Genomic DNA, 23,749 nt, shown 5'->3' on the forward strand with positions numbered 1-23,749 from the left:
ACCAACCATGACAGACGAACTCAACGCGACGATCTACTACGACGACGACGCAGACGCAACGTACCTCGACGACAAGACGGTCGCCGTACTGGGCTACGGCAGTCAGGGTCACGCCCACGCGCAGAACCTCGCCGACAGCGGGGTCGACGTGGTCGTCGGCCTGCGCGAGGGTTCCGCCTCCCGCGCCGCCGCCGAGGACGACGGCCTGGAGGTGGCGACGCCCGTGGAGGCGGCCGCCGCCGCCGACATCGTCTCCGTACTCGTACCCGACACCGTCCAGCCGTCGGTGTACGAGGCCATCGAGGACGAACTCGAACCCGGCGACACGCTGCAGTTCGCCCACGGATTCAACATCCACTACAACCAGATTCAGCCCTCCGAGGACATCGACGTGACGATGGTCGCGCCGAAGTCCCCGGGCCACCTCGTCCGCCGCAACTATCAGGCCGACCAGGGGACGCCGGGTCTCGTCGCCGTCTACCAGGACACGACCGGCGACGCGAAAGGCGAGGCGCTGGCGTACGCGAGGGCCATCGGCTGCACCCGCGCGGGCGTCGTCGAGACGACGTTCCGCGAGGAGACCGAGACCGACCTCTTCGGCGAGCAGGCCGTCCTCTGCGGCGGTGTCACCTCGCTCGTGAAGACGGGCTACGAGACGCTCGTCGACGCGGGCTATAGCCCCGAGATGGCGTACTTCGAGTGTCTGAACGAGCTCAAACTCATCGTCGACCTGATGTACGAGGACGGACTCGGCGGGATGTGGGACTCGGTCTCCGACACCGCCGAGTTCGGCGGCTTGACTCGCGGCGACGTGGTCGTCGACGACCACGCCCGCGAGCAGATGGAAGCAGTGCTCGAACAGGTCCAGAACGGGACGTTCGCCCGTGAGTGGATCGTCGAGAACCAGGCCGGACGCCCGAGCTACCAGCAGCTCCGCGAGGCCGAGAAGAACCACGACATCGAGGCGGTCGGCGAGGAACTGCGCGGGCTGTTCGCGTGGGCCGACGAGGAACAGGGCGAGACGACCGACGAGGACGAGGACGAGAAATCGCGGGTGACAGCAGATGACTGAGCGAAATCAACGAGGCGGACGAGAGCGCGGAGACGAGAGACAGACGATGGCCGACGTGAGCCACACGCACCCGACCACCCACGAGACGTTCGGCGCGGTGTTCCAGCGGGGCCCGGCGATGGCGGATGGTGGAGCGGGCCATCGAGGCAACGCCATGCGCGACGTAGACCACACGCCCCGACACGGCGAGGACGTCTCGGAGGTGTGGGCGCGCGGCGGCAACGAACGGCAGACCGTACGCGACGCGCGACGGAGCGAGGGTGAGCCGGTAGATGAGTGAGGGCACGCTGTACGACAGAGTGTGGGACCGCCACGCCGTCGCCGAACTGCCGACCGGACAGACGCAGCTGTTCGTCGGCCTCCACCTCATCCACGAGGTGACGAGTCCGCAGGCGTTCGGCATGCTGCGCGAGCGCGACATGGAGGTCGCCTACCCCGAACTCACCCACGCAACGGTGGACCACATCGTCCCCACGGCGGACCAGTCGCGGCCCTACGGCGACGACGCCGCCGAGGAGATGATGGCCGAACTGGAGGAGAACGTCCGCGAAGCCGGGATCGACTTTTCGGACCCGACCACCGGCGACCAGGGTATCGTCCACGTCATCGGGCCGGAGCAGGGTATCACCCAGCCCGGCAAGACCATCGTCTGCGGCGACAGCCACACCTCGACGCACGGCGCGTTCGGTGCGCTCGCCTTCGGCATCGGCACGAGCCAGATTCGAGACGTGCTCGCCACCGGCTGCGTGGCGATGGAGAAACAGAAGGTACGGAAGATAGAGGTCACCGGCGAGCTGTCGGAGGGCGTCGAGGCCAAGGACGTCATCCTCGAAGTCATCCGCCGCCTCGGCACCGACGGCGGCGTCGGCTACGTGTACGAGTACGCCGGCGAGGCCGTCGAGAACCTCGACATGGAGGGGCGGATGAGCATCTGCAACATGTCCATCGAGGGCGGCGCGCGCGCGGGCTACGTCAACCCCGACGAGACCACCTACGAGTGGCTCGCCGAAACCGACGAGTTCGCGGACGATCCCGAGAAGTTCGAGCAACTGAAGCCGTACTGGGAGTCGATTCGCTCCGACGACGACGCCGAGTACGACGACGTGGTCGTCATCGACGGCGACGAACTCGAACCGGTCGTCACGTGGGGCACCACGCCCGGCCAGGGCGTCGGCGTCACCCAGCCGATTCCCGCACCCGAAGAACTCCCCGAGGAGAAGCAGGACACCGCGAGAATGTCGCAGGAACACATGGGCGTCGAACCCGGCGACACGATGGAGGGCTACGAGATCGACGTCGCCTTCCTCGGCTCGTGTACGAACGCCCGCCTGCCCGACCTGCGCCGTGCGGCGAAGATCGTTGAGGGGCGACAGGTCCATCCGGACGTCCGCGCGATGGTCGTCCCCGGCAGCCAGCGCGTGCAGGAGCAAGCGGAGAAGGAAGGGCTGGCGGACGTGTTCCGCGAGGCCGGCTTCGACTGGCGCAACGCCGGCTGTTCGATGTGTCTCGGCATGAACGAGGACCAACTGGAGGGCGACGAGGCCTGTGCCTCCTCGTCGAACCGGAACTTCATCGGACGACAGGGGTCGAAGGACGGTCGCACCGTGCTGATGAACCCGCAGATGGTCGCGGCGGCGGCGCTCGAAGGGAGAGTAACCGACGTGCGGAACCTCTCGGAGGTGACGACGGTATGAGCGCCGGCGAGGAGAACGGCGGCCCCGCCGACACCGTCCGGCACGTCTCCGGCACGGGCGTCCCCGTCCGGGGCAACGACATCGACACCGACCAGATAATCCCGGCGCGCTTCATGAAGGTCGTCACGTTCGACGGCCTCGGTCAGTTCTCCTTTTTCGACCAGCGGTTCGGCGACGACGACGACCCGAAGGAGCACCCGTTCAACGAGGACCGCTTCCGCGACTCCTCGGTGCTGGTCGTCAACGCCAACTTCGGCTGCGGCTCTTCCCGCGAGCACGCCCCGCAGGCGCTGATGCGCTGGGGCATCGACGCCCTCGTCGGCGAGTCGTTCGCCGAAATCTTCGCGGGCAACTGCCTCGCGCTCGGCATCCCGACGGTCACCGCCGATTCGGAGACCGTAGAGGAACTACAGGCGTGGGTCGACGAGCACCCCGACGGCGACCTCGACGTCGACGTCGAAGCCGAGACCGTCACCTACGGCGACACCACCGTCGACGTCGAGGTCGACGACGCCCAACGGAAGGCGCTCGTCGAGGGCGTCTGGGACACGACGGCGCTGATGAAATCGAACAGAAACGCCGTACGGGAGACGGCCGAGTCGCTGCCGTACGTGGAGAGCGATGACTGAGACGGCGAAGTCAGACGAGGAGGCCCGACGATGACCGACGAAATCGCCGTCATCCCCGGCGACGGCATCGGTCAGGAGGTCGTTCCGGCGGCCGTCCGCGTGCTCGACGAAGTCGGCGAGTTCGAGTTCGTCGAGGCCGAGGCCGGCGACCGGGTGAAGGCGGATACGGGCGAAGCGCTGCCCGAGGGAACGTACGACCTCGTCGCCTCCGCGGACGCGACGCTGTTCGGTGCGGCCGGCGAGACGGCGGCGGACGTCATTCTCCCGCTTCGCCGCGCGGTGGACTCGTTCGTCAACGTCCGCCCGGCGAAAGCGTACCCCGGCGTCGACGCGCTCCGTCCCGAGACGGACCTCGTCTTCCTCCGCGAGAACACCGAGGGCGTCTACTCGGGCCACGAGAACCGCCTCAGCGACGACCTCTCGACGCTCACCAGAGTCGTCACCGACTCCGCGTCGCGACGACTCGCGGAGTACGCCTGCGAGTTCGTTTCCGCGGGAGAGGACGCCGGCGGATTCACGGTCGCACACAAAGCGAACGTGATGCGCGAGACCGACGGTCGCTTCCGCGAGGCCGTGCTCTCGGTCGCCGACGAGCGCGGCGTCGACACCGACGAGGTGCTGATGGACGCGTTCGCCACGCGGGTCTGTCTCGACCCGACGCAGTTCGGCGTCGTCGTCTGCCCCAACCTGGCGGGCGACGTGCTCTCGGACCTCGCCGCCGGGCTCGTCGGCGGCCTCGGACTTCTCCCGTCGGCGAACGTCGGCCCCGAGCGGGCGCTCTTCGAACCGGTCCACGGCACCGCCCCCGACATCGCGGGCGAGGAGGTCGCCAACCCGGCGGCGACGCTGTTCTCGGCGGCGATGTTGCTCGAACACCTCGGCCACGACGAGGCCGGGCGAAACGTCCGCTCGGCGGTCGAGTCCGTCCTCGAAGACGGCCCCCGGACGCCGGACCTCGGCGGCGACGCGTCCACGGAGGACGTGACGAGCGCCGTCGTCGAGCGACTCTGAACGTCGCAACGGAGAACGCGACGACGTGGAACGCAGCGACGCGCGCCGCGGTTTTTGGCATCTCTCATCGTCGACCCGAAGCCGCCACCCCGCGTAGCCGAGCGAGAATACACATAAACAATTATGCTCGAAGAAAAACAGTCACAAACGGGAGGGACCCCGAGATGCTACCCGCGGAGCGAAAACGGAGAATCGTCGAACTGGTGACCGAATCGGACGGACGGTCGGTCGAAGCGCTGGCGTCGACGCTGGAGTTCTCGAAGGCGACGATACGCCGGGACCTGCGCCAGCTCGAGGAGAAGGGAATGGTCGAGCGCTCGCACGGCGGCGCGGTCCCGGCGACGACGGTCGGCCGCGAGCAGACGTACGACCAGCGGGAGGTGCAGAACCTCGAACAGAAGGTCGCCATCGGGAAGCGTGCCGCCGAGGAACTCGTCGACGGGCAGGTCGCGTTCTTCGACGCGGGGACGACGACGATGGAGGTGGCGCGCCGGACGTCGCCCGACCGGTCGTTTCTAGCGGTGACGAACGCGCCGCGGTTGGCCGTCGAACTCGGCGAGTCCGAGACCGAGGTGAAACTCACCGGCGGCACGCTCCGCGAGCGGACTCGCGCGCTCGTCGGGCCGACGGCGGAGTCGTTCATGAACCGAACGAACTTCGACGTACTCTTTCTGGGGACGAACGGCGTCTCGCCGGAGTCGGGGCTGACGACGCCGAACGAGGACGAAGCCCGGATGAAGGAACTGATGGTCGAACGGGCCGAGCGGGTCGTCCTCGTCGCCGACGCGACGAAAGTCGGCAAGCGAAGTTTCGTGCAGTTCGCCGACCTCCCGGACGTGGACCTGTTCGTCACCGCGGGCGACGTCCCCACTGAGGCCCGCGACGCGTTCGACGCCGCCGGCCTCGCGCTGGAGGTGGTGTCGGCGTGATTCTCACGGTGACGCCGAACCCCGCGCTGGACCACACGCTCACCGTCGACGAACCGCTGGAACCCGAGCGGGTGACCCGCACCGACGCCGCGCGGTACGACCCCGGCGGGAAGGGCATCAACGTCTCGAAGTACCTCGACGCGCTGGGGACGGAGACGCTCGCGACGGGGTTTCTCGGCGAGTCGTTCGGCGCGTTTCTCGAACGGAGACTCCGCGACGCCGACCTCGCAACCGATTTCGTCGAAATCGACGGCGTGACCCGGCTCAACACGACGGTTCTCGCGCCGAACGGCGAGTTCAAAGTGAACCAGAACGGTCCCGAGGTGTCCGCGTCGGCCGTCGACGCCGCCGTCGACGCCGTCGTCCGACACGACCCCGAGACGGTGGTCGTCGCCGGGAGCCTCCCGCCGGGGACGGGTCCGGAGACGGTCGACCGCATCGCCGACGCCGGCGCTTGGGACACCGTCGTCGACGTCGACGGTCCGCTGCTCCGTCGGCTGGACGCCGACTACGCGCTCTGCAAGCCGAACCGCGAAGAACTCGCCGTCGCCGCTGACGCGCCGGTCGACACCGTCGAACAGTGTCTCGACGCGGCCGAACGGCTTCGGGACGGGCGAAACGGACGCTACGAGCGCGTCGTCGCCTCGCTCGGCGACGACGGGGCGATCCTCGTCTCCGACGACGGGGCGTACCACGCGTCGGCGCTGGAGACATCGGTCGTCGATACCGTCGGGGCGGGCGACGCGTTGCTGTCGGGCGTGCTGTCGGCGTTCGCTGTCGGCGCTTCTGAACCGGAAGCGCTCAAAACCGGAATCGCCGTCGCGGCGGCGGTCGTCGCCGTCTCGGGAACCCGAGTCCCGCCGTTCGCGGATGTTTCGGAGCGAACGGAACGCGTCTCTCTCAGCCGACTGTGAACGCCGATCCGCGGCGACGCTGTCGCCGAGTGATTATCTCGAACTATAACAAAAGCAAACGAACCTATCCGAAACTATTTTTGAACAGTTACAGTAACAATCGTGAGGGTAAGAGCCATGTCAGCACGAGACTCCACAGAACGCGCGCTTCGTTCGCACATCACCTCGGTCAAAGAGGACCTGATGACCGGCGTATCGTTCATGATTCCGTTCGTCACCATCGGTGGCATCTTTCTGGCGCTGGGGTACGCCGTCGCGTCGCTGCCCGGCACCGGCGCGACGGTCGAGAACGTCTTCGACGCCACCGGGTCCGCGGGGTGGTTCCTCGCCCAAGTGGGCACCGCCGGGCTCACCATCATGGTGCCCATCCTCGGCGCGTACATCGCCTACGCCATCGCCGACAGACCCGGGTTAGCGCCCGGCTTTCTGTTGTCGTATCTCATCCAACAGGGGGAGGTGTTGCAGGCGGCGGGGCAGGTGACGGGACTCGGCGGCGGCGAGGCGGGCGCGGGCTACCTCGGTGCGCTCGTCGCGGGCTTTCTCGCCGGCTACGTCGCGCGGTGGTTCAAGCGACGTAACGTGCCGAGCGTCCTCGACCCGATGATGCCGGTGCTCATCATCCCGGTGGCGACGATGGCCGTGCTCGCGCCGGTCATCATCTTCGTCCTCGGCGTCCCGGTCGCCATCGCCAACGCGGCGTTGACGGCGACGCTCGAAGGGATGCAGGGCGGGCAGGCGCTCTTCGTGGGGGCGATTCTCGGCGGGATGATGGCGGTCGACATGGGCGGTCCGGTGAACAAGGTCGCCTACGTGTTCTCGGTCGGCCTCATCAGCGAGGGTATCTACGCGCCGATGGCCGCCGTGATGATCGCGGGGATGACTCCGCCGCTGGGACTCGCGCTGTCGAACTTCGTCGCCCCGCAGAAGTACACCGCCGAGATGTACGAGAACGCCAAGAGCGCCGTCCCGCTCGGACTCTCGTTCATCACCGAGGGCGCGATTCCGTACGCCGCGGCCGACCCGCTCCGCGTCATCCCGAGCGCCATCGCCGGCAGCGCCGTCGCCGGCGCAGCGTCGATGGCGCTGGGCATCACCGTCCGCGCGCCTCACGGCGGTATCTTCGTCGTCCCGCTGTCGAACAGCCCGCTGCTGTTCCTCGGCTGTATCGGACTCGGCGCGCTCGTCACCGCCGTCATCGCGACGGTTATCAAACCGGACTTCGAGACGACCGTCGCCGACCTCCAGCAGTCGACGGAGCAACTGGACGGCACCGCACAGACCTCCGACTAACCGAAACTAAACTTTCGCTGCGCCCCGTACACACTACAATGGACCCAAACGACATCGACCGACTGATGCCGACCGAACTGATTTCGCTCGACGACCCGCCGGCGGAGAAGGAGGCGTGCATCGAGTACCTCCTCGACGTCGTCGCCGACGCCGGACGCGTCGAGGACCGAGACGCCGCGCTCTCGGCGCTATTCCAACGCGAGGAGGAGACGACCACGGGAGTCGGAAAGGGAATCGGCATCCCGCACGCGAAGACCGACGCCGTCAGTCGACCGTCGGTGGCGTTCACGCGCTCGGAGGCGGGCGTCGACTTCGCGTCGATGGACGACGAACCGGCGCATCTCGTGTTCATGATTCTCGTCCCCGAGAGCGGCGAAGACGAGCATCTCACTATCCTGAGTACCCTCTCGCGTTCGCTCATGCACGACGAGGTGCGCAAGGGTCTCTACGACGCCGAGACGCCCGGAGACATCCAGTCGGTGATGAAGGAGGCGATGGCGTGATGGAGCGAATCGTCACTATCGTTCCGGAGGCGGGGCTACACGCCCGCCCCGCCTCGCAGTTCGTGCAGACGGCGAACGAACACGACGCCGAAGTGACCATCGAGAAGGTAGACGGCGACGGCGGCCCGGTGAACGCCGCCAGCATGCTCTCGGTGACGAGCCTCGGCGCAGCCCACGGCGACGAGGTGCGACTCGTCGCGGAGGGCGACGACGCCGAGGCGGCGCTCGACGCGCTCGAAGAAGTGCTCACGACGCCCGAATCCGGCGAGAGCGGCGAAGGAGACGGCGAGAACGGCGGGGGCGACGAGGAGTGACCGCGAGCGAACGAACGCTGTCCGGCGTCGGTGCGACGCCGTTGTCGGGTGTCGGAACCGTCGTCTGGTACCGCCCCGGCGAGGCGCTCGAACTCGACGACCCGCCGGAACCGAACGAGGTCGACGCCGGCGCCGAGCGCGAACGCTTCGAGGACGCCAGAGACGCCGCCCGCGAGGAGTTGGAGACCGAACGCGAACGCGCCCGCGAACGCGTCGGCGACGAGGAGGCTGCCGTGTTCGACGCGCACCTCCAGTTCCTCGACGACCCGCAGATAGACAGCGCAGTCGACGACGCGCTCGCGACCGGGCTTCCGGCCGAGCACGCCGTCCGCGAGGGCTTCGCCGGCCCCATCGAGCAGTTCGAGGGGATGGAGGGCCGGATGGCCGAGCGCGCCGACGACCTCCGCGACATCCGCGACCGGCTCGTCCGCCTGCTCGTCGGCGGCGAGCGGACCGACCTCTCGGCGCTGCCCGAGGGGAGCGTCGTCTTCGCCGAGCGGCTCACCCCGAGCGACACGGCGCAGCTCGACCCCGAGGTCGTCTCGGGGTTCGTCACCGCCACAGGAGGAAGAACGTCGCACGCCGCCATCTTCGCGCGGTCGCTCGCGCTCCCCGCGGTCGTCGGCGTCGGCGATGACCTGTTCGCCGTCGAGGAAGGCACCGATGTCGTCGTCGACGGCGACACCGGCGACGTGATTCTCGACCCGAGCGAGGTGACGCGCGCGGCGGCCGCCGAGTCCGACCGCGCGGAGGTTCGCCACGAACCGGTGGCGACGGCCGACGGCGAACCCGTCGAGGTGGCGGCGAACGTCGGCCAACCCGCCGAACTGGAAGGCACGGTCGAACAGGGTGCCGACGGTATCGGCCTCTACCGGACCGAGTTCCTCTTTCTCGAACGCGAGTCGCCGCCGGACGAGGAGGAGCAGTACGAGACGTACGTCGAGGCGCTGGACGCCTTCCCCGACGGTCGGGTCGTCGTCCGGACGCTCGACGTCGGCGGCGACAAACCTATCCCCTACCTCGAACTGCCAGAGGAGGAGAACCCGTTCCTCGGCGAACGTGGCATCCGGCGCTCGCTCGGCGTCGACGCCGCCCTCTTCGAGACGCAACTGCGCGCGCTCCTTCGGGCGGCCGCAGACGGCGCGGGCGACCTGGCGGTGATGGTGCCGATGGTCGCCACCGTCGAGGAGTTCGAGTCCGCACGCGAGACGGTCGAATCGGTCGCCGCCGACCTCGACGCCGAGGGAATCGACAACGAGACTCCGGAGTTCGGACTGATGATAGAGACGCCGTCGGCGGCGTTCATGGCCGACGAGTTCGCCGCCCGCGCGGACTTTCTCTCTATCGGGACGAACGACCTCACACAGTACGTCATGGCCGCCTCTCGGGGGAACGAACGCGTCTCGGAACTGCACGACCCGCGGTACCCGCCGGTGCTCCGCGCCATCGCGCGGACCGTCGAAGGAGCGGAGGGGACCGACGCCTGGGTCGGCATGTGCGGAGAGATGGCGGGCGACCCCACCCTCACCGAACTACTCGTCGGCCTCGGGCTCGACGAACTGAGCATGAGCGCCGTCACCATCCCCGACGTGAAGGCGAACGTCGCGGCGACCGAACGCGAATCGGCGTCGGCGCTCGCGGAGCGAACGCTCCGTGCTAGCACGAAACGTGAAGTAGAACGACTGATAACCGACACTACGGAGAACCCAGAACCATGAAACTCGTCGCAGTCACGTCCTGTCCGACCGGAATCGCGCACAGTCAGATGGGCGCGGAGAACTTAGAACAGACCGCAGAACGACTCGGCCACGAGATCAAAGTCGAGATTCAGGGGGCGATGGGCGCGGAGAACGAACTCACCGCGGCCGAGATTCGGGAGGCCGACGCCGTCATCATCGCCGCCGACACCTCGGTCAACCGCGACCGATTCGCGGAGAAACCGCTGGTGAAGGGGACCATCAAAGACGCCGTCAACGACCCCGAGGGACTCATTGAGGAGGCGCGGGCGACCGCGGGCGTCGAGGAGGAAGCGCCCGAGGGAGGGGCGGCCGAAGCCGGCGAATCGAGCGTCGACACCGACACCGCCGGTACCGACGCGAGTGCGGCGACGAGCGCCGGCGCGAGAGAGGAGAGCACCGCAGCGACGACCGACCGTCCGGACGGGACGGTGCAGGCGGACGCGCCGAACCCGGACCAGATCGGCGGCGACCCGAACAAGGGTCTGTTCGCCCGTCTGAAGCGACTGTTCTCCTGAGGCGCGACGTTTTCGCCGTCGTAGCCGCGGACCGCGAGGAGCGCTCGCGCTCTTGCCGAGCGCGTCGGATGCGTGGTCGGTGCTTAAGAGCGTGGCCCGTGAAGATTCGACCATGCCGGAGATACACCTCGACGACGAAACCGTCAGCCGACTCGACAGCCTCCGCGAGGAGGACGAGGAGTACGACGAGATCATCACCGAACTTATCAACATCTACGAAGCGGGCGAACTGACGCTGTTTCACGGCGGCGACGAGGTCTGACGACGGTCCCTCGTCTTCGGTCGCGCGCTCTCGCGTCGCTCACTCCTGATAGGCGACGCGAACCTGCTGCCACTTTCCCTTCCGTTCGAGATGCGACTGCAGCTCGTCGGCGTACTCCTGGGTGAGTCGCTCGGCGCGTTCGAGTTCGTCCTGATTGACGCCGCCGCTCCCGCCGAGGCCGAGCGCCCCCTTTATCGAGTCGAAGATGCCGCCGCCACCGCCGCGGTTGCTCCGCTCGGGCGCGCCGCCCATCGACTGCATCTGCGAACGGACGTTCTCCAGTTCGGGCAGTATCTGCGGTACTTTCTCGGTGTTAGCGACGATGCGGGCGTTCTCGGAGTCGTCGGCGTTCTCGATCTCGAACTCGGTGGCAGTCATGATGAGCCCCCACTCCTGGCTCGTGAGCGCCGAGTCCCGAATCCGCTGGTTGAACTCTCTGTCGACGGTCATCCGCTCGCCGACGATGCTGTCGGTCCAGTTCTGCATATCGAACGATTAGCACACCGCGAGTATCAGCGTTGTGTCCCGACGGACGAGGGAAAATCCGTGCGCCCGGTCAGCGCCGCCGCGCGAGTAGCAGGCCGGCAGTCAGTGCCGCGAGAAGCGCAGCGTGCGGTCCGAACCCGGGGAACGTCGTCTCGGTCGTCGGACTGTTGGCGTCGGTCTCCGCGTCTGCCGTCGGGGTAGCTGTCTCCGTGAGCGCCTTATCCGGCGTTGCCGCAGTGGTCTGCACCAGCGAGTCGGGTTCCGAAGTCGTCGTCTCCGTCTGGGGCGTCGCCGTCTCGGTTGCGACGGTGGTCGTGGTCGTGTTCTCCGTCTCGGTCGTCTCGTTCCCGTCGGTCGGAGGCGTCGTCGTTGGCGGCGGCGTGGTCGTCGTCTCGTCTACGTTCTCGCTCTGGGCGTCGCTCGAACCCGGTCCAGCGCCGTTCGTTTCGTCGTCAGCGTCGTCCGTCTGCGGCGGAGTGCTGCTGTCGCCCGACGGTGCGTTTGCGGTGTCGTCGGAGTCGTCTACAGACTGGTCGTCAGTCTCGGTATCACTTTCGTCGGATTGGTTGTCTCCTCCCGAGTCTGCAGACTGATTGTCGCCACTCTGTTCGTCGCCGGCGGACTCGTCAGTTCGGTCGTCGTCGGTCTCGCCGCCCGGCGATTCGAGCACGACCGTGACGCTGCGGTCTTCGGTGACCGTGACGTTCTTCCAGACGAGTTCGGAGTCGAACCCAGTTACGCTCTCTCTCGCGAAGACCCCGATTTTGATGTCGCCGGTGAGTTCACCGCTGACCCGACCATCGCTATCGGTCAGTTGCTGAATCCACGCCGAGCAGTCGATACAGTCCACGTTGTGATACCAGTCGACGATGGCGTTTTCGACCGGATTACCGTCCTCGTTGACCACCTTCACCTCCAGCGCGTGACCCTCGGGAATCACCACGTCGCCCAAGTCAACGTCCTCGGAGCGTTCCGTGAGATCTCGATTATCGAACGTGTAGATGTCGACCGCCTCGTGACCCCCCGAGATGATTTCGCTGTTCCCGTCCGACTGGAAGAACGTGAGCTGGTTTCGGGCGTCGGCCACACCGGCGACGGTGAAGTGGCCGTCTTCGTCGGTCCGAACCGACGAGTAGTCTCTCGCTGATTCGTCCCAGTAGTCGTGGTGTACGACCCGATTCGTAATCGGCTCACCGTCCTCGGTCACGAGGCGACCGCTGATGGTCGTCGGAGTGTCGAGTGTGACTGTGAGCGTTCGGTCCTCGGTCACGGTGAGCGACTGTTCGCTCGTGGCCAGACCGTCCGGTCCTTCGACGTACACCAAGACGTCGCCAGCGACTTCGACGCCGCTCGGTTCCTCCGGCGAGTCGAACATGCCCTCGGCGTTCGTCTTCTCGAAGAGCGACCATCCCTCTTGTACCTCCGGTCGGTCGTGGTACACTCGGACGGACGCGTCTTCGACGGGCTCTCCGTCCTCGTCGACGACCTGGATGTCCAAAACGTGGCCCTCCGGAAGCTCGATGTCACCGAAGTCGGTCTCCTCGTTGGGACCGACCTCACCGAGGGTATAGAGGTCGACGACACCGTCACGCGGCCCGTACGACCCGTCTTCGGCCCGCTGGTAGTACGCGAGCTGGTGCGATGCCGTCGAGTTCGATTCGAACGTGAACTGTCCGTCGTCTCCGGTCGTGACGTTCGTAGAGCCAACCGGACCCTCTTCGTCCGAGAGCATGACTTCGATATCGTCACCGGATAGCGACCCGCCGTCCGCCGAGACGAGCCGTCCGGAAATCGTCGGTACGTCTGACTCCGAGTCCGTCCCGTGCGCACTGACGGCCATCGGCGCGAACGCACCGAGAACCACCAGTACCGTCACGAACACCGTAAAGCCCGCACGTAGTCGTGAACTCATCGACGCCTCCGCAAACGAATCGGTGCGCTCGCGTCGCCGCCGTGCGCACCCTCTCCAGTTGCCGGGTATTGCATGGTCGACTCGACCAACACGAAGAGGCGGGTTTGTAATGACAGTTATTCTGGAATTCTGGGACAGCCTGAGCGGAGGAATGCACCGCCTACCCCGCCAACGGCGGCGTTTCGTCGCCGCGTTTATCACGCCGGCGCACCCTCTCGAACCATGGAGCGGTACGACCTGCTGTATCGGCTATACGACGAGTTCGACACGAAGACGCTGCGGGAGTATCAGGACTTCGTCGACGTCTTCCCGCCGGTCGACTCGCGCGTCGCACTCGACCACTGGCAAGAGGCCAACGACGAACTGGAGGAGCGAAAAGACGAGATTCGTTCGGCGTTCGCGATGGGCGCGACGTACGCCGAAGTCGCCGCGCGCGCGACCCGAGAGCAGGCGTTCACCGCGTTGGACCTGCACTCGAAGTACGACCGAGCGGTGAACGCGCTCGTGTTGGACGTCGACGAGACGCTCCGCTCGGCGGGGCGCACCGACAACGAGATCCCGCGCGACGCGCTGCACATGCTCACCGAGTTCCACGAGGCTGACGTCCCCATCGTCATCTGTACCGGTCAGACCTTGGAGAACGTCAAGGGGTTCGCGATTCAGGGGCTCGGCAACGAACTCGTCCACTCCGGCGACGTGAGCATCGTCTACGAGGCCGGAACCGGCGTGTTCACGCCCGGTCACGGCTCCGACACCAAACGACTGCTGTACGAGAGCCTCGACCCCGAGATTCAGTCGGTGTTCGGCGAGATTCGCTCGCGGGTGTTGCCCGACGCCCCCGACGACCTCCGGCGGTCGGTCCACCTCCAGGGCAACGAGTTCAACGTCACGCTCAAGCCGAACTTCGAGACGGGGAGTCAGAGAGCCGCCGCGGTCATCGACGAGGGACTCGTCTACCTGCTCGACCTGGTCGGCGAAGCGGTCGTCAACTCGCTGGACGAAGACGATAACGAGTTCGAGAGGCCAGAACGCGGCCCGTCGTGGGCGCGGGCGTACTACGCGGACGCGGACAACGAAATCCGCGAGGTGCTCGAATCGGAGCACGCCGCCCCCGAGGTGTCGCTCGGAGACGTTCCGTCGGCCGCCTCCGAGCGCTTCGACCGCATCGACGTGGCGTACTACCACGCCGACGCCGCCGAGGTCGGGTCGCTCGAACTCAACAAGGCCGCGGGCGTCGAGTCCGCACTGGACGTGCTCGGCGTCGACGAGCCGTTCGTCGTCGTGATGGGCGACAGCAAGTCCGACCTCAGAGTGATGCAGTGGACAGCCGACAACGACGCCGGACTCGCCGCCGCTCCGGACCACTCCTCGCGCGACGTGCTCGCGCACGTGATGGACACCGACGAACTCGTGTTCGACCGCGGGAAGTCGGCAGCGATGTTGGAGACGATTTACGTTCTCAACCTGCTGGCGAAGCTCGGATGAGGCGTGTCGACAGCAGCCCTCTCTCGAACGTTTTGCGCGCCTCGAACGACCTCGAACGACCTCGAACGACTTTGCGCCGAGTTGAGCCGAACCGTCGGTACCGAGCGTTGAACACTCTCGTTTAACGTAAATACTATATATTTAATACGTATTCTATCGGAACGATGCGGTTACTCCCCTCGAGGTCGATATCCGCCCTTAGCGACCGACTCTCGTTGGCGGAGACGCCGTTCGACGAAGGGGAGTTCACGAACCTCTGGTTTCTCGCCGCGCTCGGCTACGGCGTCGGCGACACCGTCACCACCATCGCGCTCATGGGCTACAGTCCGACCGTCATCGAGGGGAATCCGGTCCTCCGGTGGGCCGTCGCCCAGTTCGGCCAGAGCGGCCTCGTCGGGCTGAAACTGGTCGCGTTCTTCGCGTGTCTCGCGCTCAGTATCGACGCCGCACGGGACGGTGACAGACTCTGGTACTACGCGCCGCCGCTGGTGTTGACCGCCGTCGGCGTGTTCACGACCGTCTACAACGTCCGCTTGATGATTGGATAACGGTCGAAGCGTCAACCGACCGCTCTTGAGGCGCACCGAATCGGCGGATTCGCACTGGACCACTGAGGGACGAACACCGTCCATATCGTTCGGACCGAAACGCAACGCTCTCTCCCGCCAGAGGCATCGGCTGATGCGGAATACGGTGCCTGGATGTCCGGCTGTGTACGTCGGGTCTATCTCAGATTATTTCAGTAGGAGATTTTAAATATCATCACAATTGACTACTCTGCGATGCGTGTCTCCAAAGTAGACGAGGGGGAGTACTCACTCTCACGCGAGGACGCGTTCGAGACACTGAGTAATCGGCGGCGGCGATACGCGATACACGCGCTCTTGCAGGAAGACGCGCCGGTCGAACTCGGTGAGCTCTCACGGCAGGTCGCGGCGTGGGAGACGGGTCAGTCGCCGTCCGCGGTCACCTCCGAGGAGCGTCGGCGAGTCTACAACGCCTTACAGCAGTCTCACCTCCCGAAGATGCACGATGTCGGCGTCGTCGAGTACGACCGCGACCGAGGAATTATCTCGACGACGACGGAAGCATCGAATCTCCACGTCTACCTGGAGATCGTCCCCGGAAACGACATCCCGTGGAGCGTCTACTACCTCCTCTTGGGTGCGTTCTCGCTCTCGTTCGCCGGCGCCGTCGTCGGCGGTCTCCCGCCGTTCGGCGCAATTCCGGCGCTGGTCGGCGCGCTCGTTCCGGGTCTGCTGATCGTCACGTCGGCGGCCGTCCACACGTTCCACAGCAGGGGGCAGCGGCTCGGCCGCGACGGGTTGCCGCCGGAACTTCGCCACCAGCAGTCGGAGTAACGTCACCATCGACCCGCCACACCGGGCGCTAAGCGACATCCGATTCACCGACCTTTGAATTCGATGTCAGAGAGTGGAGCGCCTCGGCGGCCGTCGGTGGTTCGTAGGCGTACACGCGCGTATCGGTGGCGACGTAGTACATCTCGTCGTCCGGGTCGGCGACGACGCCGTACGGAGAATCGGCAACCAGGTGAACGGGCAGAACGCTCTTACTCCCGGAGCCAAAATCAGGTGATGATGGGCCTCTCGACAGCCGTACGCTTTGAGACGGTCTCAAAACATTTACTTCACATCGAGTAAACATCCGACCATGACACGCAACTACGCAGAACTCCACGACCCGAACGCGGAGTACACGATGCGGGACCTCTCCGCCGAGACGATGGGTGTCACGGGCGAACGTGGCGGCGCTCGTGACGTCGAAATCACCGACGTTCAGACGACGATGATCGACGGGAACTTCCCGTGGACGCTCGTCCGCGTCTACACCGACGCGGGCGTCGTCGGCACCGGCGAGGCGTACTGGGGCGCGGGCGTCCCCGAACTCATCCAGCGGATGACCCAGTTCGTCGTCGGCGAGAATCCGCTCGACATCGACCGAATCTCCGAGCATCTCATCCAGAAGATGTCCGGCGAGGGCTCCATCGGCGGCGTCACCGTCACGGCGATTTCGGGCATCGAAATCGCGCTGCACGACCTCGTAGGGAAGCTTCTCGACGTGCCCGCCTACCAGTTGCTCGGCGGGAAGTACCGCGACAGAGTTCGCGTCTACTGCGACTGCCACACCGAGGAGGAGGCCGACCCCGAGGCCTGCGCCGACGAGGCCGAACGCGTCGTCGAGGACCTCGGCTACGACGCGCTGAAGTTCGACCTCGACGTCCCCTCGGGGCTGGAGAAGGACCGCGCGAACCGCCACCTCCGCCCGGGCGAGATCCGCCACAAAGCCGAAATCGTCGAGAAGGTCACCGAGCGCGTGAAGGACCGCGCCGACGTCGCCTTCGACTGCCACTGGACGTTCTCGGCGGGTAGCGCCAAGCGCCTCGCGCGAGCCATCGAGGACTACGACGTCTGGTGGCTCGAAGACCCCGTGCCGCCGGAGAACCACGACGTCCAGCGCGAGGTGACCCAGTACACCTCGACGCCAATCACCGCCGGCGAGAACGTCTACCGCAAGCACGGCCATCGCCGCCTCCTCGAAGAGCAGGCCGTCGATATCATCGCCCCCGACATGCCGAAGGTCGGTGGCATGCGCGAGACGCGGAAAATCGCCGACATGGCCGACACCTACTACGTCCCGGTGGCGATGCACAACGTCTCCTCGCCCGTCGCGACGATGGCGTCCGCGCACGTCGGCGCGGCCATCTCGAACTCCCTCGCGGTGGAGTACCACTCCTACGAACTCGGTTGGTGGGAGGACCTGGTCGAAGAAGACGTCATCGAGAACGGTTACATCGAAGTACCCGAAAAGCCCGGCCTCGGCCTGACGCTCGACATGGACGTCGTCGAAGAGCGCAAGGTCGAGGGTGAAGAGCTGTTCGACGAGGAGTAGCTTCGTCGGGTCAGCAAATCTTCGATTTGCGCTGTTCAACGAGGAGTAGCGTCATCGGACACGTGACGCGAGCCGTCACGTGCTCGACGAAGCGCGAGTTTCGCCGGCCGCACTGTACTGACCACATCCCGTGCGCTCGTAGGACGGGAAACCGCGTTTTGGATACGTCCGAGCCGCCTAATTTCGGGCAGTTCGAGGTCTATATCCTGCGCAGACGTCAATACGGGGTCTGCGTAGCTCTGACACACTTGACCCTCCGCGCTTCGGTCGACTGTGGTTCGCCTACGGACGGGCGTCTCTCAGAGTCCCAACCGCTCGACGATCTTTCGGCCCATCGTTCTGGGGTCCGCTTCGACGACTTCGAGTTCGTCGCCGGCGCGAATCGTCCCCGGTTCGACGACGTCGGCGCAGATACCGCCGCGTCGGTTCTTCAGCGCCCGCGCGACGCCCTCCTCGCCGGCGACCTGTTCGACGTGCGCGCAGGGCGGGCGCGGGCGCGTGCCGCGCAGCAGCGCGTCACCGACGCGGAACGTGGTGTGCAGCAGGTCGTGGACCTCGGCGCCGCGAGTGACGACGTTTCGACGGTGGCGACCGTCGGTGAGGTCGAGGCCGAACTCCTCGCGTATCTCGTCGATGGCCTCTGCTTCGATGAGCGTCACCTCGCAGACGTCGTACGGCGAGTAGTAGCCGCGGCCGGTCTGGTAGCGGTCACCGCTGAGTCCGCCCTCGACGGCGTCGACGCTGTCGAGTTCCTCCATCGGCGCGCTGTCCTCGGGGGCGACGAAAATCGTTTTGACGTGGGCCATACCCTCGGTACCGTCTCCAGCGACAAAGCGATTCGTCGCGGGAACGAGCCGGTGACTCTCGGCGAGCGGTGGACAGCCTACGTCGACGACGGCAGTCCCAGGCGACCGACGCGAGTTGCACGCGGTGCCACCGCCCGCCCCGTTTTATGTGCTCTACGAGAGTATCGGGAGACGTGACACGGGTCGTACTCATCACCGGTTGCGACGAGGGTATCGGACGACGGGCGGCGCGGGCGTTCGCGGACGCCGACTGGACCGTCTACGCGACGGGTCTCGACGAGGGGGCGCTCAACCCGCTCGAAGACGACGGCTGTGAGACGGCCGTCCTCGACGTGACCGACGTCGACGCGGGGTCGGTCGTCGACGACGTCGTCAAGGAGGCGGGCCGACTCGACTGTCTCGTCAACAACGCCGGCGTCGGCCACGTCGGGGCCGTCGAGGAGACCGAGGCCGAGGACGTCGCCGAACTGTTCGAGGTGAACGTCGTCGGGATGCACCGCCTGACGAAGGCCGCGCTCCCGCACCTCCGCGACTCCGAAATCGGCCGCGTCGTGAACCTGTCGAGCGTCGTCGGGCGCTACCCGCTGCCGGGGATGGCCGCCTACACCGCCTCGAAGTTCGCCGTCGAGGGGTGGACGGAGGCGCTCCGCGGCGAACTCGAACCGTTCGGCGTCGACGCGATACTCGTCGAACCCGGCGTCGTCGGTACCGGCTTCGTCGACGACCTCTTCTCGGAGTTGGAGGACCGCGCCGATGAAGGCGGCCGCTACGCCGACCTCTACCGGATGCTCAACTACTGGCTGCCTGATCTCGCCGACCTCGGCGGTGACGCCGACGAGACGGCGGAGACTATCGTCCGCGCCGCGAGCGCGCCGAAACCGCGCGAGCGATACCCCGTTGGAATGCAGGGTCGCGCGCTCGTCCTCGGGGGACATCTGCCGCCGTGGGCCCGCGACGCCGGATGGCGCGTCGCTCGGGACGTCTCGCGCGTGTTCGGGAAGTAACGACGGGCGACTTCGGGGGCGGCGTTCGGTGTTCAGTCGAGTTTGACCGCCGTCCCGTACGCCAGCAACTCCGCGCCGTTCTGGGCGATGTTCGAGGTGACGAATCGGACGTTGACGACGGCGTCCGCGCCCAGTTCCTCGGCTTCCGCTTCCATCCGGGAGAGCGCCTCCTCGCGGGCGTCGGACATCAGGTCGGTGTAACCCTTCAGTTCGCCGCCGACCACGTTGCGGAGACCCTGCGTGATGTCGCGGCCGATGTTCCGGGCGCGAACGGTGTTTCCGCGGACGACGCCGAGCGACTCGGTACTCTCGCGGCCCGCGATCTCGTCGGTGTTGGAGAGCTCCATACGCACCGAACTGTCGTTCGGGGATTTATCTCTTCGCCCGACGAAGCGCGGGTATGCAGTTCGACCATGCAGGCGTCGCCACCCGCGATGCCGACGCGCTCGCGGAGTTGTTCGACCAGTTGTTCGACGCCCCGGAGGTCCACCGCGAGGAGTTCGACGGGATGACTATCGTCTTCCTCGAACTCGACGACGGCTACTTCGAACTCCTCGAACCGCACACCGGCGGCGCGATTGAGCAGTACCTCGACAGCAACGGACCCGGCTTACACCACTTCGCGCTCGCCACCGACGACATCGAGGCGGCGCTCGAAACGGCCGGAGACGCGGGCGTCGAACTCATCGACGAGGAACCGCGACCCGGGGCGTGGGGACATCAGGTTGCCTTCCTGCATCCGAAATCGACCGGCGGCGTGCTCGTCGAGTTCGTCGAACACTGAGCGAGAGACGAGTTTTCTTTTTCGGCATCACGGTGTTCGTCTAAGAGCTGTAGTCGATTACGACAGCTGATACCGCCGAGAGATACCGATGCAAAGACAGTAGTGCTCCGCCTGCCATCCCGAGGTATGCGCGATTGGCTCTCGCACCGGGCACAGACGTCTCCGACGGCGACGGCGGTCGTCGTCGCCGACTCGGGCGCGGAGTGGACCGTCACCGAACTCGACGCCGCCGTCGAGGAGACGGCGGGCCGCCTCGCGGCCCTCGGCGTCGAAGCGGGCGACCACCTCGGCGTTCTCATGGACAGTCGCGTGGCGTACGTGCTGTTCGTCCACGCCTCGATGCGACTCGGTGCGACGCTCGTGCCGCTGAACGACCGCCTCACCGCCGCCGAACTCGGCCCGCAGATCGACCACGCGGACCTGACGACGCTCGTCTGCGGCGAGACGACGGAGGAGACGGCCGTCGAGGCGGTCGAGCGGGCCGCGAACGGTGATGGTGATGCGACCGAAGAACGCGACGCGAACGAAACGGTGCCGCTCGTCTCGGTCGACGAACCGCAGTTCGACTCGGTCGCGTCGTTCAAAGACGTGACCGCCGAGGGGTTCGTCCCCGCCGAGTGGGAGCGTTCGGACCCGCTGGTGCTCCTCTTTACCTCCGGGACGACCGGCGACCCGAAGGCGGTAGTTCTCCAGATGGGCAACGTGCTGTCGAGCGCCGTCGCCTCGGCGTTTCACCTCGGCATCTCCCCGGACGACCGCTGGCTAGTTCCCCTCTCGCTGTACCACATGGGCGGTATCGGACCCATCCTGCGCGGGCCGCTGTACGGCATCACCGTCGTCCTCCGCGAGGAGTACGAACCGGGTTCGACCGCCGACGACATCGGTCAGTACGACATCACGTGCGTCTCGCTCGTTCCGACGATGCTCACGCAGATGCTCGACACGCGCGGGACGCTGGCCGACTCGCTGCGGGTCGTCCTCCTCGGCGGTGCGCCGGCCCCGCGGTCGCTCGTCGAACGCTGCCGCGACTACTCCATTCCGGTGCACCCGACGTACGGGATGACCGAGACGGCCTCTCAGATCGCGACCGCTCGCCCGCAGGAAGCGTTCGACAACCCCGGGACGGTCGGCCGACCGCTGTACTGGACGCAACTGACCGTCGTCGACGGAGACGATACCGAGCTCCCGCCGAACGACGTCGGCGAGTTGGTCGTCGACGGCCCGACCGTCTCGCCGGGCTACTACGGCGACGAGGCGACGACCGACGAGGCGTTCGGCCCGAACGGGCTCCACACCGGCGACGTCGGCTACCGCGACGCAGAGGGTCGTGTCTACGTGCTCAACCGCCTCGATGACCGAATCATCACCGGCGGCGAGAACGTCGATCCCGGCGAAATCGTCGAGACGCTCCGCTCGCACCCCGACGTTGCCGACGCCGCCGTCGTCGGCGTTCCCGACGACGAGTGGGGCGAACGGGTCGCGGCGCTTCTGGTGCCGAAGAACCCCGGCCTCACCGCCGAGGAGGTCGAATCGTTCTGCCGTGAGCGACTCGCGGGGTTCAAACTTCCGCGGACTGTCGAGTTCGCCCACGAACTGCCGCGGACGGTGTCGGGCACCGTCGACCGGGCGGCGCTCCGGGACCGATTGGACGACGGCGTCCGCATCGAGGACGCCGAGTCGGCGGAGCCAGCGCGCGAACTCGACAGAGCGACCGACGCGTCGAGTGGACCCGACCGGACGGTGGCCGACGAGACAGAGGCGCGCGAGGGTGACGATGCAGTAGTCGAAGAGGCAGAATCGGTCGACGTCACCCACGGAAACGAGACGCCGGAAGCAGACGACAAGGCCGCCGGCATCGATAGCGACGATGGTGACGATAGGGCCGCGGGAAGCGCCGGTGGCGACGGCAACGCCGATGACGCCGGAAGTACCCATGACGCCGGAAGTGCCGGTGACGCCGGAAGCACCGGTGACAACGGCAACGCCGGTGATGACAGCAACGACGCTGATGACGAGGTAGCCTCCGAAGAAATCGGCGGCAGCGCGGACGAGTCTCGGGAGGCGTCGGACGCCGGCCAGTGACGCCGGCGCGGGCATCGAGAAACCACCCGAGTTGCGTTTACTTCGGTCCTCTCTTTAGTCTCCGGCGCGAGACCCGCCGAAATCTGGAGCGTCGGCGAATAAACCGCCTCGTCGTCGCTCTCCGAGTAAACCTCACGCACGTTAGTTACCGTTCCACGAGCTATTTTACCACGTGCCACTGACGTGTCTCCATGGACCTTCTAGACGACACCATCGTCCCGGAGCACGCCCGCGAGGTCAAGCGGGCGGCCCGGGAGTTCGCCGAGGAACAGATCGAACCGAACGCCGAGGAGTACTTCCGGACGGGCGACTACCCGTGGGAGGTGCTGGAAGCGGGGCAGGAAGCCGGCCTCATCGCCCAGGACATCGGCGAGGAGTACGGCGGCAAGGGCTTCGACATGTATCAGGTGCTCGCGCTGGCCGAGGAGTTCTACCGCGCCGACGCCGGCATCGGTCTGACGCTCATGCTCGCCAGTTTCGGCTGCGAAATCGTCGAGCACTACGGTAGTGAAGAGCAGAGGGAGGAGTATCTCCGCCCCGTCGCCGAGTGCGAGCAGATTTCGGGGCTCGCGGTCTCCGAACCCGACACCGGGTCGGACATGGCCGGCATGACGACGAGCGCCGAGAAGACCGACGAGGGCTACGTCCTCAACGGCGAGAAGTACTGGATCGGCAACGCCGTCGAGGCCGACTGGCTCACCGTCTACGCGAAGACCGGCGACTCCGAGGACCGCTACTCGAACTACTCGATGTTCATCGTCGAGACCGACACCGACGGCTACGAGGCCGAGCACATCCCCGAGAAGATGGGGATGCGCGCCTCCAAACAGGGCCACATCGTCTTCGACGACTGCGTGATTCCCGAGGAGAACCTCGTCGGCACCGAGGGCGGCGGCTTCTACATGCTCGCGGACTTCTTCAACCACGGCCGCGTCGCCGTCGGCGGCCACGGCCTCGGCCTCGCCGCCGCGGCTATCGAGGAAGCGTGGTCGTTCGTCCACGACCGCGAGGCGTTCGGCCGCAACGTCTCGGAGTTTCAGGCCGTCCAGCACATCCTCGCGGACATGCGCATGGAGTTCGAGGCCGCCCGCGCGCTCAACTGGCGCGCCGCGCAGAAAGTCGCCGACAACGAGGACGCCGGCTTCTGGGCCGCCGCGACGAAGACGAAGTCGACGGAAGTCGCCAACTTCTGCGCCGAGCGCGGGATGCAGCTGCACGGCGGCCGCTCCATCCTCACCGACCGCCGCATCGCCCGCGTCTACCGCGACGTGCGTATCCCGGTCATCTACGAGGGCGCGAACGAGATTCAGCGCAACCTCATCTACCGGCAGTCGCGGTAGACGAAAATGTCGTTCGAGGCGGCCCGACTCTGCCGACGCCAACGAACAGCCTGACGGCCGATTCGAGT

General features: G+C 66.5%; 25 protein-coding genes. 21 read left to right on the forward strand and 4 right to left on the reverse strand.

Going from position 1 to position 23,749, the window contains the following annotated elements; translation table 11 throughout:
* The first annotated feature begins 7 nt into the window (after nucleotides 1–7).
* From ilvC to LAQ73_RS15475, 13 genes are all read left to right on the forward strand, one after another.
* The gene (gene ilvC, locus LAQ73_RS15415; protein WP_224269143.1) at nucleotides 8–1,072 is read left to right on the forward strand and encodes a ketol-acid reductoisomerase; all 1,065 of its coding nucleotides are present in this window, start codon (nucleotides 8–10) and stop codon (nucleotides 1,070–1,072) included.
* On the forward strand, nucleotides 1,065–1,352 hold the full coding sequence (locus tag LAQ73_RS15420) for a DUF7989 family protein (protein WP_224269144.1): 288 nt from the start codon (nucleotides 1,065–1,067) through the stop codon (nucleotides 1,350–1,352). Before ilvC ends, LAQ73_RS15420 begins: the two co-directional genes overlap by 8 nt.
* On the forward strand, nucleotides 1,345–2,766 hold the full coding sequence (leuC, locus tag LAQ73_RS15425; RefSeq protein ID WP_224269145.1) for a 3-isopropylmalate dehydratase large subunit: 1,422 nt from the start codon (nucleotides 1,345–1,347) through the stop codon (nucleotides 2,764–2,766). The genes LAQ73_RS15420 and leuC overlap by 8 nt, the downstream gene beginning before the upstream one ends.
* A complete protein-coding gene (leuD, locus tag LAQ73_RS15430; protein ID WP_224269146.1) occupies nucleotides 2,763–3,395 on the forward strand; it encodes a 3-isopropylmalate dehydratase small subunit in 633 nt (210 codons plus the stop codon). The genes leuC and leuD overlap by 4 nt, the downstream gene beginning before the upstream one ends.
* Before the next feature lie 30 nt (nucleotides 3,396–3,425).
* On the forward strand, nucleotides 3,426–4,406 hold the full coding sequence (gene leuB / locus LAQ73_RS15435; RefSeq protein ID WP_224269147.1) for a 3-isopropylmalate dehydrogenase: 981 nt from the start codon (nucleotides 3,426–3,428) through the stop codon (nucleotides 4,404–4,406).
* Nucleotides 4,407–4,570: 164 nt separating this feature from the next.
* Nucleotides 4,571–5,335 (forward strand): HTH-type transcriptional regulator GlpR, encoded by a 765-nt coding sequence (gene glpR / locus LAQ73_RS15440; protein WP_224269148.1) that lies wholly within the window; start codon nucleotides 4,571–4,573, stop codon nucleotides 5,333–5,335.
* A complete protein-coding gene (gene pfkB, locus LAQ73_RS15445) occupies nucleotides 5,332–6,249 on the forward strand; it encodes a 1-phosphofructokinase (RefSeq protein ID WP_224269149.1) in 918 nt (305 codons plus the stop codon). The genes glpR and pfkB overlap by 4 nt, the downstream gene beginning before the upstream one ends.
* A gap of 117 nt (nucleotides 6,250–6,366) precedes the next feature.
* The gene (locus LAQ73_RS15450; RefSeq protein ID WP_224269150.1) at nucleotides 6,367–7,539 is read left to right on the forward strand and encodes a PTS fructose transporter subunit IIC; all 1,173 of its coding nucleotides are present in this window, start codon (nucleotides 6,367–6,369) and stop codon (nucleotides 7,537–7,539) included.
* A gap of 38 nt (nucleotides 7,540–7,577) precedes the next feature.
* Nucleotides 7,578–8,042: a PTS sugar transporter subunit IIA gene (locus tag LAQ73_RS15455; protein WP_224269151.1), complete on the forward strand. Its 465-nt coding sequence runs from the start codon at nucleotides 7,578–7,580 to the stop codon at nucleotides 8,040–8,042.
* Entirely contained in the window at nucleotides 8,042–8,356 is a 315-nt protein-coding gene (ptsH1, locus tag LAQ73_RS15460) for a phosphocarrier protein HPr (protein WP_224269152.1), read from the forward strand. The genes LAQ73_RS15455 and ptsH1 overlap by 1 nt, the downstream gene beginning before the upstream one ends.
* Entirely contained in the window at nucleotides 8,353–10,074 is a 1,722-nt protein-coding gene (gene ptsP / locus LAQ73_RS15465) for a phosphoenolpyruvate--protein phosphotransferase (protein ID WP_224269153.1), read from the forward strand. The genes ptsH1 and ptsP overlap by 4 nt, the downstream gene beginning before the upstream one ends.
* A complete protein-coding gene (locus LAQ73_RS15470) occupies nucleotides 10,071–10,610 on the forward strand; it encodes a PTS fructose transporter subunit IIB (protein ID WP_224269154.1) in 540 nt (179 codons plus the stop codon). Before ptsP ends, LAQ73_RS15470 begins: the two co-directional genes overlap by 4 nt.
* Nucleotides 10,611–10,722: 112 nt before the next feature.
* Nucleotides 10,723–10,872, forward strand: a complete 150-nt coding sequence (locus LAQ73_RS15475; protein WP_224269155.1) for a DUF7557 family protein — start codon at nucleotides 10,723–10,725, stop codon at nucleotides 10,870–10,872.
* Between the two features lie 39 nt (nucleotides 10,873–10,911).
* Here the strand turns inward: LAQ73_RS15475 and LAQ73_RS15480 are convergent, their stop codons facing one another.
* Both LAQ73_RS15480 and LAQ73_RS15485 read right to left on the reverse strand, forming a co-directional pair.
* Nucleotides 10,912–11,358, reverse strand: a complete 447-nt coding sequence (locus LAQ73_RS15480) for a DUF5799 family protein (protein WP_224269156.1) — start codon at nucleotides 11,356–11,358, stop codon at nucleotides 10,912–10,914.
* A gap of 70 nt (nucleotides 11,359–11,428) precedes the next feature.
* Complete coding sequence (locus tag LAQ73_RS15485) at nucleotides 11,429–13,270, reverse strand: MSCRAMM family adhesin SdrC (RefSeq protein ID WP_224269157.1); 1,842 nt, start codon at nucleotides 13,268–13,270, stop codon at nucleotides 11,429–11,431.
* Nucleotides 13,271–13,492: 222 nt separating this feature from the next.
* Here LAQ73_RS15485 and LAQ73_RS15490 point away from each other — a divergent pair, with 222 nt between their 5' ends.
* The 4 genes from LAQ73_RS15490 to LAQ73_RS15505 all read left to right on the forward strand — a co-directional run bounded on the left by LAQ73_RS15490 (nucleotide 13,493) and on the right by LAQ73_RS15505 (nucleotide 17,665).
* Nucleotides 13,493–14,755, forward strand: a complete 1,263-nt coding sequence (locus LAQ73_RS15490; protein ID WP_224269158.1) for an HAD family hydrolase — start codon at nucleotides 13,493–13,495, stop codon at nucleotides 14,753–14,755.
* A gap of 215 nt (nucleotides 14,756–14,970) precedes the next feature.
* Complete coding sequence (locus tag LAQ73_RS15495; RefSeq protein WP_224269159.1) at nucleotides 14,971–15,303, forward strand: DUF5658 family protein; 333 nt, start codon at nucleotides 14,971–14,973, stop codon at nucleotides 15,301–15,303.
* A gap of 234 nt (nucleotides 15,304–15,537) precedes the next feature.
* The gene (locus LAQ73_RS15500) at nucleotides 15,538–16,116 is read left to right on the forward strand and encodes a DUF7344 domain-containing protein (protein WP_224269160.1); all 579 of its coding nucleotides are present in this window, start codon (nucleotides 15,538–15,540) and stop codon (nucleotides 16,114–16,116) included.
* Between the two features lie 310 nt (nucleotides 16,117–16,426).
* Complete coding sequence (locus LAQ73_RS15505; RefSeq protein WP_224269161.1) at nucleotides 16,427–17,665, forward strand: mandelate racemase/muconate lactonizing enzyme family protein; 1,239 nt, start codon at nucleotides 16,427–16,429, stop codon at nucleotides 17,663–17,665.
* Between the two features lie 299 nt (nucleotides 17,666–17,964).
* Here the strand turns inward: LAQ73_RS15505 and LAQ73_RS15510 are convergent, their stop codons facing one another.
* Nucleotides 17,965–18,471 carry an MOSC domain-containing protein gene (locus LAQ73_RS15510; RefSeq protein ID WP_224269162.1) on the reverse strand — a complete coding sequence of 169 codons (507 nt, stop codon included), beginning with the start codon at nucleotides 18,469–18,471 and terminating at the stop codon, nucleotides 17,965–17,967.
* A 173-nt stretch (nucleotides 18,472–18,644) separates the two neighbouring features.
* Here LAQ73_RS15510 and LAQ73_RS15515 point away from each other — a divergent pair, with 173 nt between their 5' ends.
* Nucleotides 18,645–19,475, forward strand: coding sequence for an SDR family oxidoreductase (locus tag LAQ73_RS15515; RefSeq protein ID WP_224269163.1), 831 nt, complete (start codon nucleotides 18,645–18,647; stop codon nucleotides 19,473–19,475).
* A gap of 32 nt (nucleotides 19,476–19,507) precedes the next feature.
* On the opposite strand, the gene LAQ73_RS15520 is transcribed toward LAQ73_RS15515, so the two are convergent.
* The gene (locus tag LAQ73_RS15520; protein ID WP_224269164.1) at nucleotides 19,508–19,822 is read right to left on the reverse strand and encodes a YbjQ family protein; all 315 of its coding nucleotides are present in this window, start codon (nucleotides 19,820–19,822) and stop codon (nucleotides 19,508–19,510) included.
* 53 nt (nucleotides 19,823–19,875) lie between these two features.
* Here LAQ73_RS15520 and mce point away from each other — a divergent pair, with 53 nt between their 5' ends.
* The 3 genes from mce to LAQ73_RS15535 all read left to right on the forward strand — a co-directional run bounded on the left by mce (nucleotide 19,876) and on the right by LAQ73_RS15535 (nucleotide 23,681).
* A complete protein-coding gene (gene mce, locus LAQ73_RS15525; RefSeq protein ID WP_224269165.1) occupies nucleotides 19,876–20,259 on the forward strand; it encodes a methylmalonyl-CoA epimerase in 384 nt (127 codons plus the stop codon).
* 126 nt (nucleotides 20,260–20,385) lie between these two features.
* Complete coding sequence (gene menE / locus LAQ73_RS15530; protein WP_224269166.1) at nucleotides 20,386–22,341, forward strand: o-succinylbenzoate--CoA ligase; 1,956 nt, start codon at nucleotides 20,386–20,388, stop codon at nucleotides 22,339–22,341.
* Between the two features lie 191 nt (nucleotides 22,342–22,532).
* Nucleotides 22,533–23,681, forward strand: a complete 1,149-nt coding sequence (locus LAQ73_RS15535; RefSeq protein ID WP_224269167.1) for an acyl-CoA dehydrogenase family protein — start codon at nucleotides 22,533–22,535, stop codon at nucleotides 23,679–23,681.
* Nucleotides 23,682–23,749 lie beyond the last annotated feature (68 nt).

Source organism: Haloprofundus salinisoli (assembly GCF_020097815.1).
Classification (GTDB): domain Archaea; phylum Halobacteriota; class Halobacteria; order Halobacteriales; family Haloferacaceae; genus Haloprofundus; species Haloprofundus salinisoli.

Bases quoted from the DNA above. Each gene is read 5' to 3' on its own strand.
- mce (WP_224269165.1), top strand. From the start codon at position 19,876: ATGCAGTTCGACCATGCAGGCGTCGCCACCCGCGATGCCGACGCGCTC.
- LAQ73_RS15490 (WP_224269158.1), top strand. From the start codon at position 13,493: ATGGAGCGGTACGACCTGCTGTATCGGCTATACGACGAGTTCGACACG.
- LAQ73_RS15520 (WP_224269164.1), bottom strand. From the start codon at position 19,822: ATGGAGCTCTCCAACACCGACGAGATCGCGGGCCGCGAGAGTACCGAG.
- LAQ73_RS15485 (WP_224269157.1), bottom strand. From the start codon at position 13,270: ATGAGTTCACGACTACGTGCGGGCTTTACGGTGTTCGTGACGGTACTG.
- ilvC (WP_224269143.1), top strand. From the start codon at position 8: ATGACAGACGAACTCAACGCGACGATCTACTACGACGACGACGCAGAC.
- LAQ73_RS15535 (WP_224269167.1), top strand. From the start codon at position 22,533: ATGGACCTTCTAGACGACACCATCGTCCCGGAGCACGCCCGCGAGGTC.
- ptsH1 (WP_224269152.1), top strand. From the start codon at position 8,042: ATGGAGCGAATCGTCACTATCGTTCCGGAGGCGGGGCTACACGCCCGC.
- LAQ73_RS15475 (WP_224269155.1), top strand. From the start codon at position 10,723: ATGCCGGAGATACACCTCGACGACGAAACCGTCAGCCGACTCGACAGC.
- LAQ73_RS15510 (WP_224269162.1), bottom strand. From the start codon at position 18,471: ATGGCCCACGTCAAAACGATTTTCGTCGCCCCCGAGGACAGCGCGCCG.
- leuD (WP_224269146.1), top strand. From the start codon at position 2,763: ATGAGCGCCGGCGAGGAGAACGGCGGCCCCGCCGACACCGTCCGGCAC.
- LAQ73_RS15470 (WP_224269154.1), top strand. From the start codon at position 10,071: ATGAAACTCGTCGCAGTCACGTCCTGTCCGACCGGAATCGCGCACAGT.
- LAQ73_RS15450 (WP_224269150.1), top strand. From the start codon at position 6,367: ATGTCAGCACGAGACTCCACAGAACGCGCGCTTCGTTCGCACATCACC.
- LAQ73_RS15500 (WP_224269160.1), top strand. From the start codon at position 15,538: ATGCGTGTCTCCAAAGTAGACGAGGGGGAGTACTCACTCTCACGCGAG.
- LAQ73_RS15455 (WP_224269151.1), top strand. From the start codon at position 7,578: ATGGACCCAAACGACATCGACCGACTGATGCCGACCGAACTGATTTCG.
- LAQ73_RS15420 (WP_224269144.1), top strand. From the start codon at position 1,065: ATGACTGAGCGAAATCAACGAGGCGGACGAGAGCGCGGAGACGAGAGA.
- LAQ73_RS15480 (WP_224269156.1), bottom strand. From the start codon at position 11,358: ATGCAGAACTGGACCGACAGCATCGTCGGCGAGCGGATGACCGTCGAC.
- LAQ73_RS15505 (WP_224269161.1), top strand. From the start codon at position 16,427: ATGACACGCAACTACGCAGAACTCCACGACCCGAACGCGGAGTACACG.
- leuB (WP_224269147.1), top strand. From the start codon at position 3,426: ATGACCGACGAAATCGCCGTCATCCCCGGCGACGGCATCGGTCAGGAG.
- menE (WP_224269166.1), top strand. From the start codon at position 20,386: ATGCGCGATTGGCTCTCGCACCGGGCACAGACGTCTCCGACGGCGACG.
- leuC (WP_224269145.1), top strand. From the start codon at position 1,345: ATGAGTGAGGGCACGCTGTACGACAGAGTGTGGGACCGCCACGCCGTC.
- glpR (WP_224269148.1), top strand. From the start codon at position 4,571: ATGCTACCCGCGGAGCGAAAACGGAGAATCGTCGAACTGGTGACCGAA.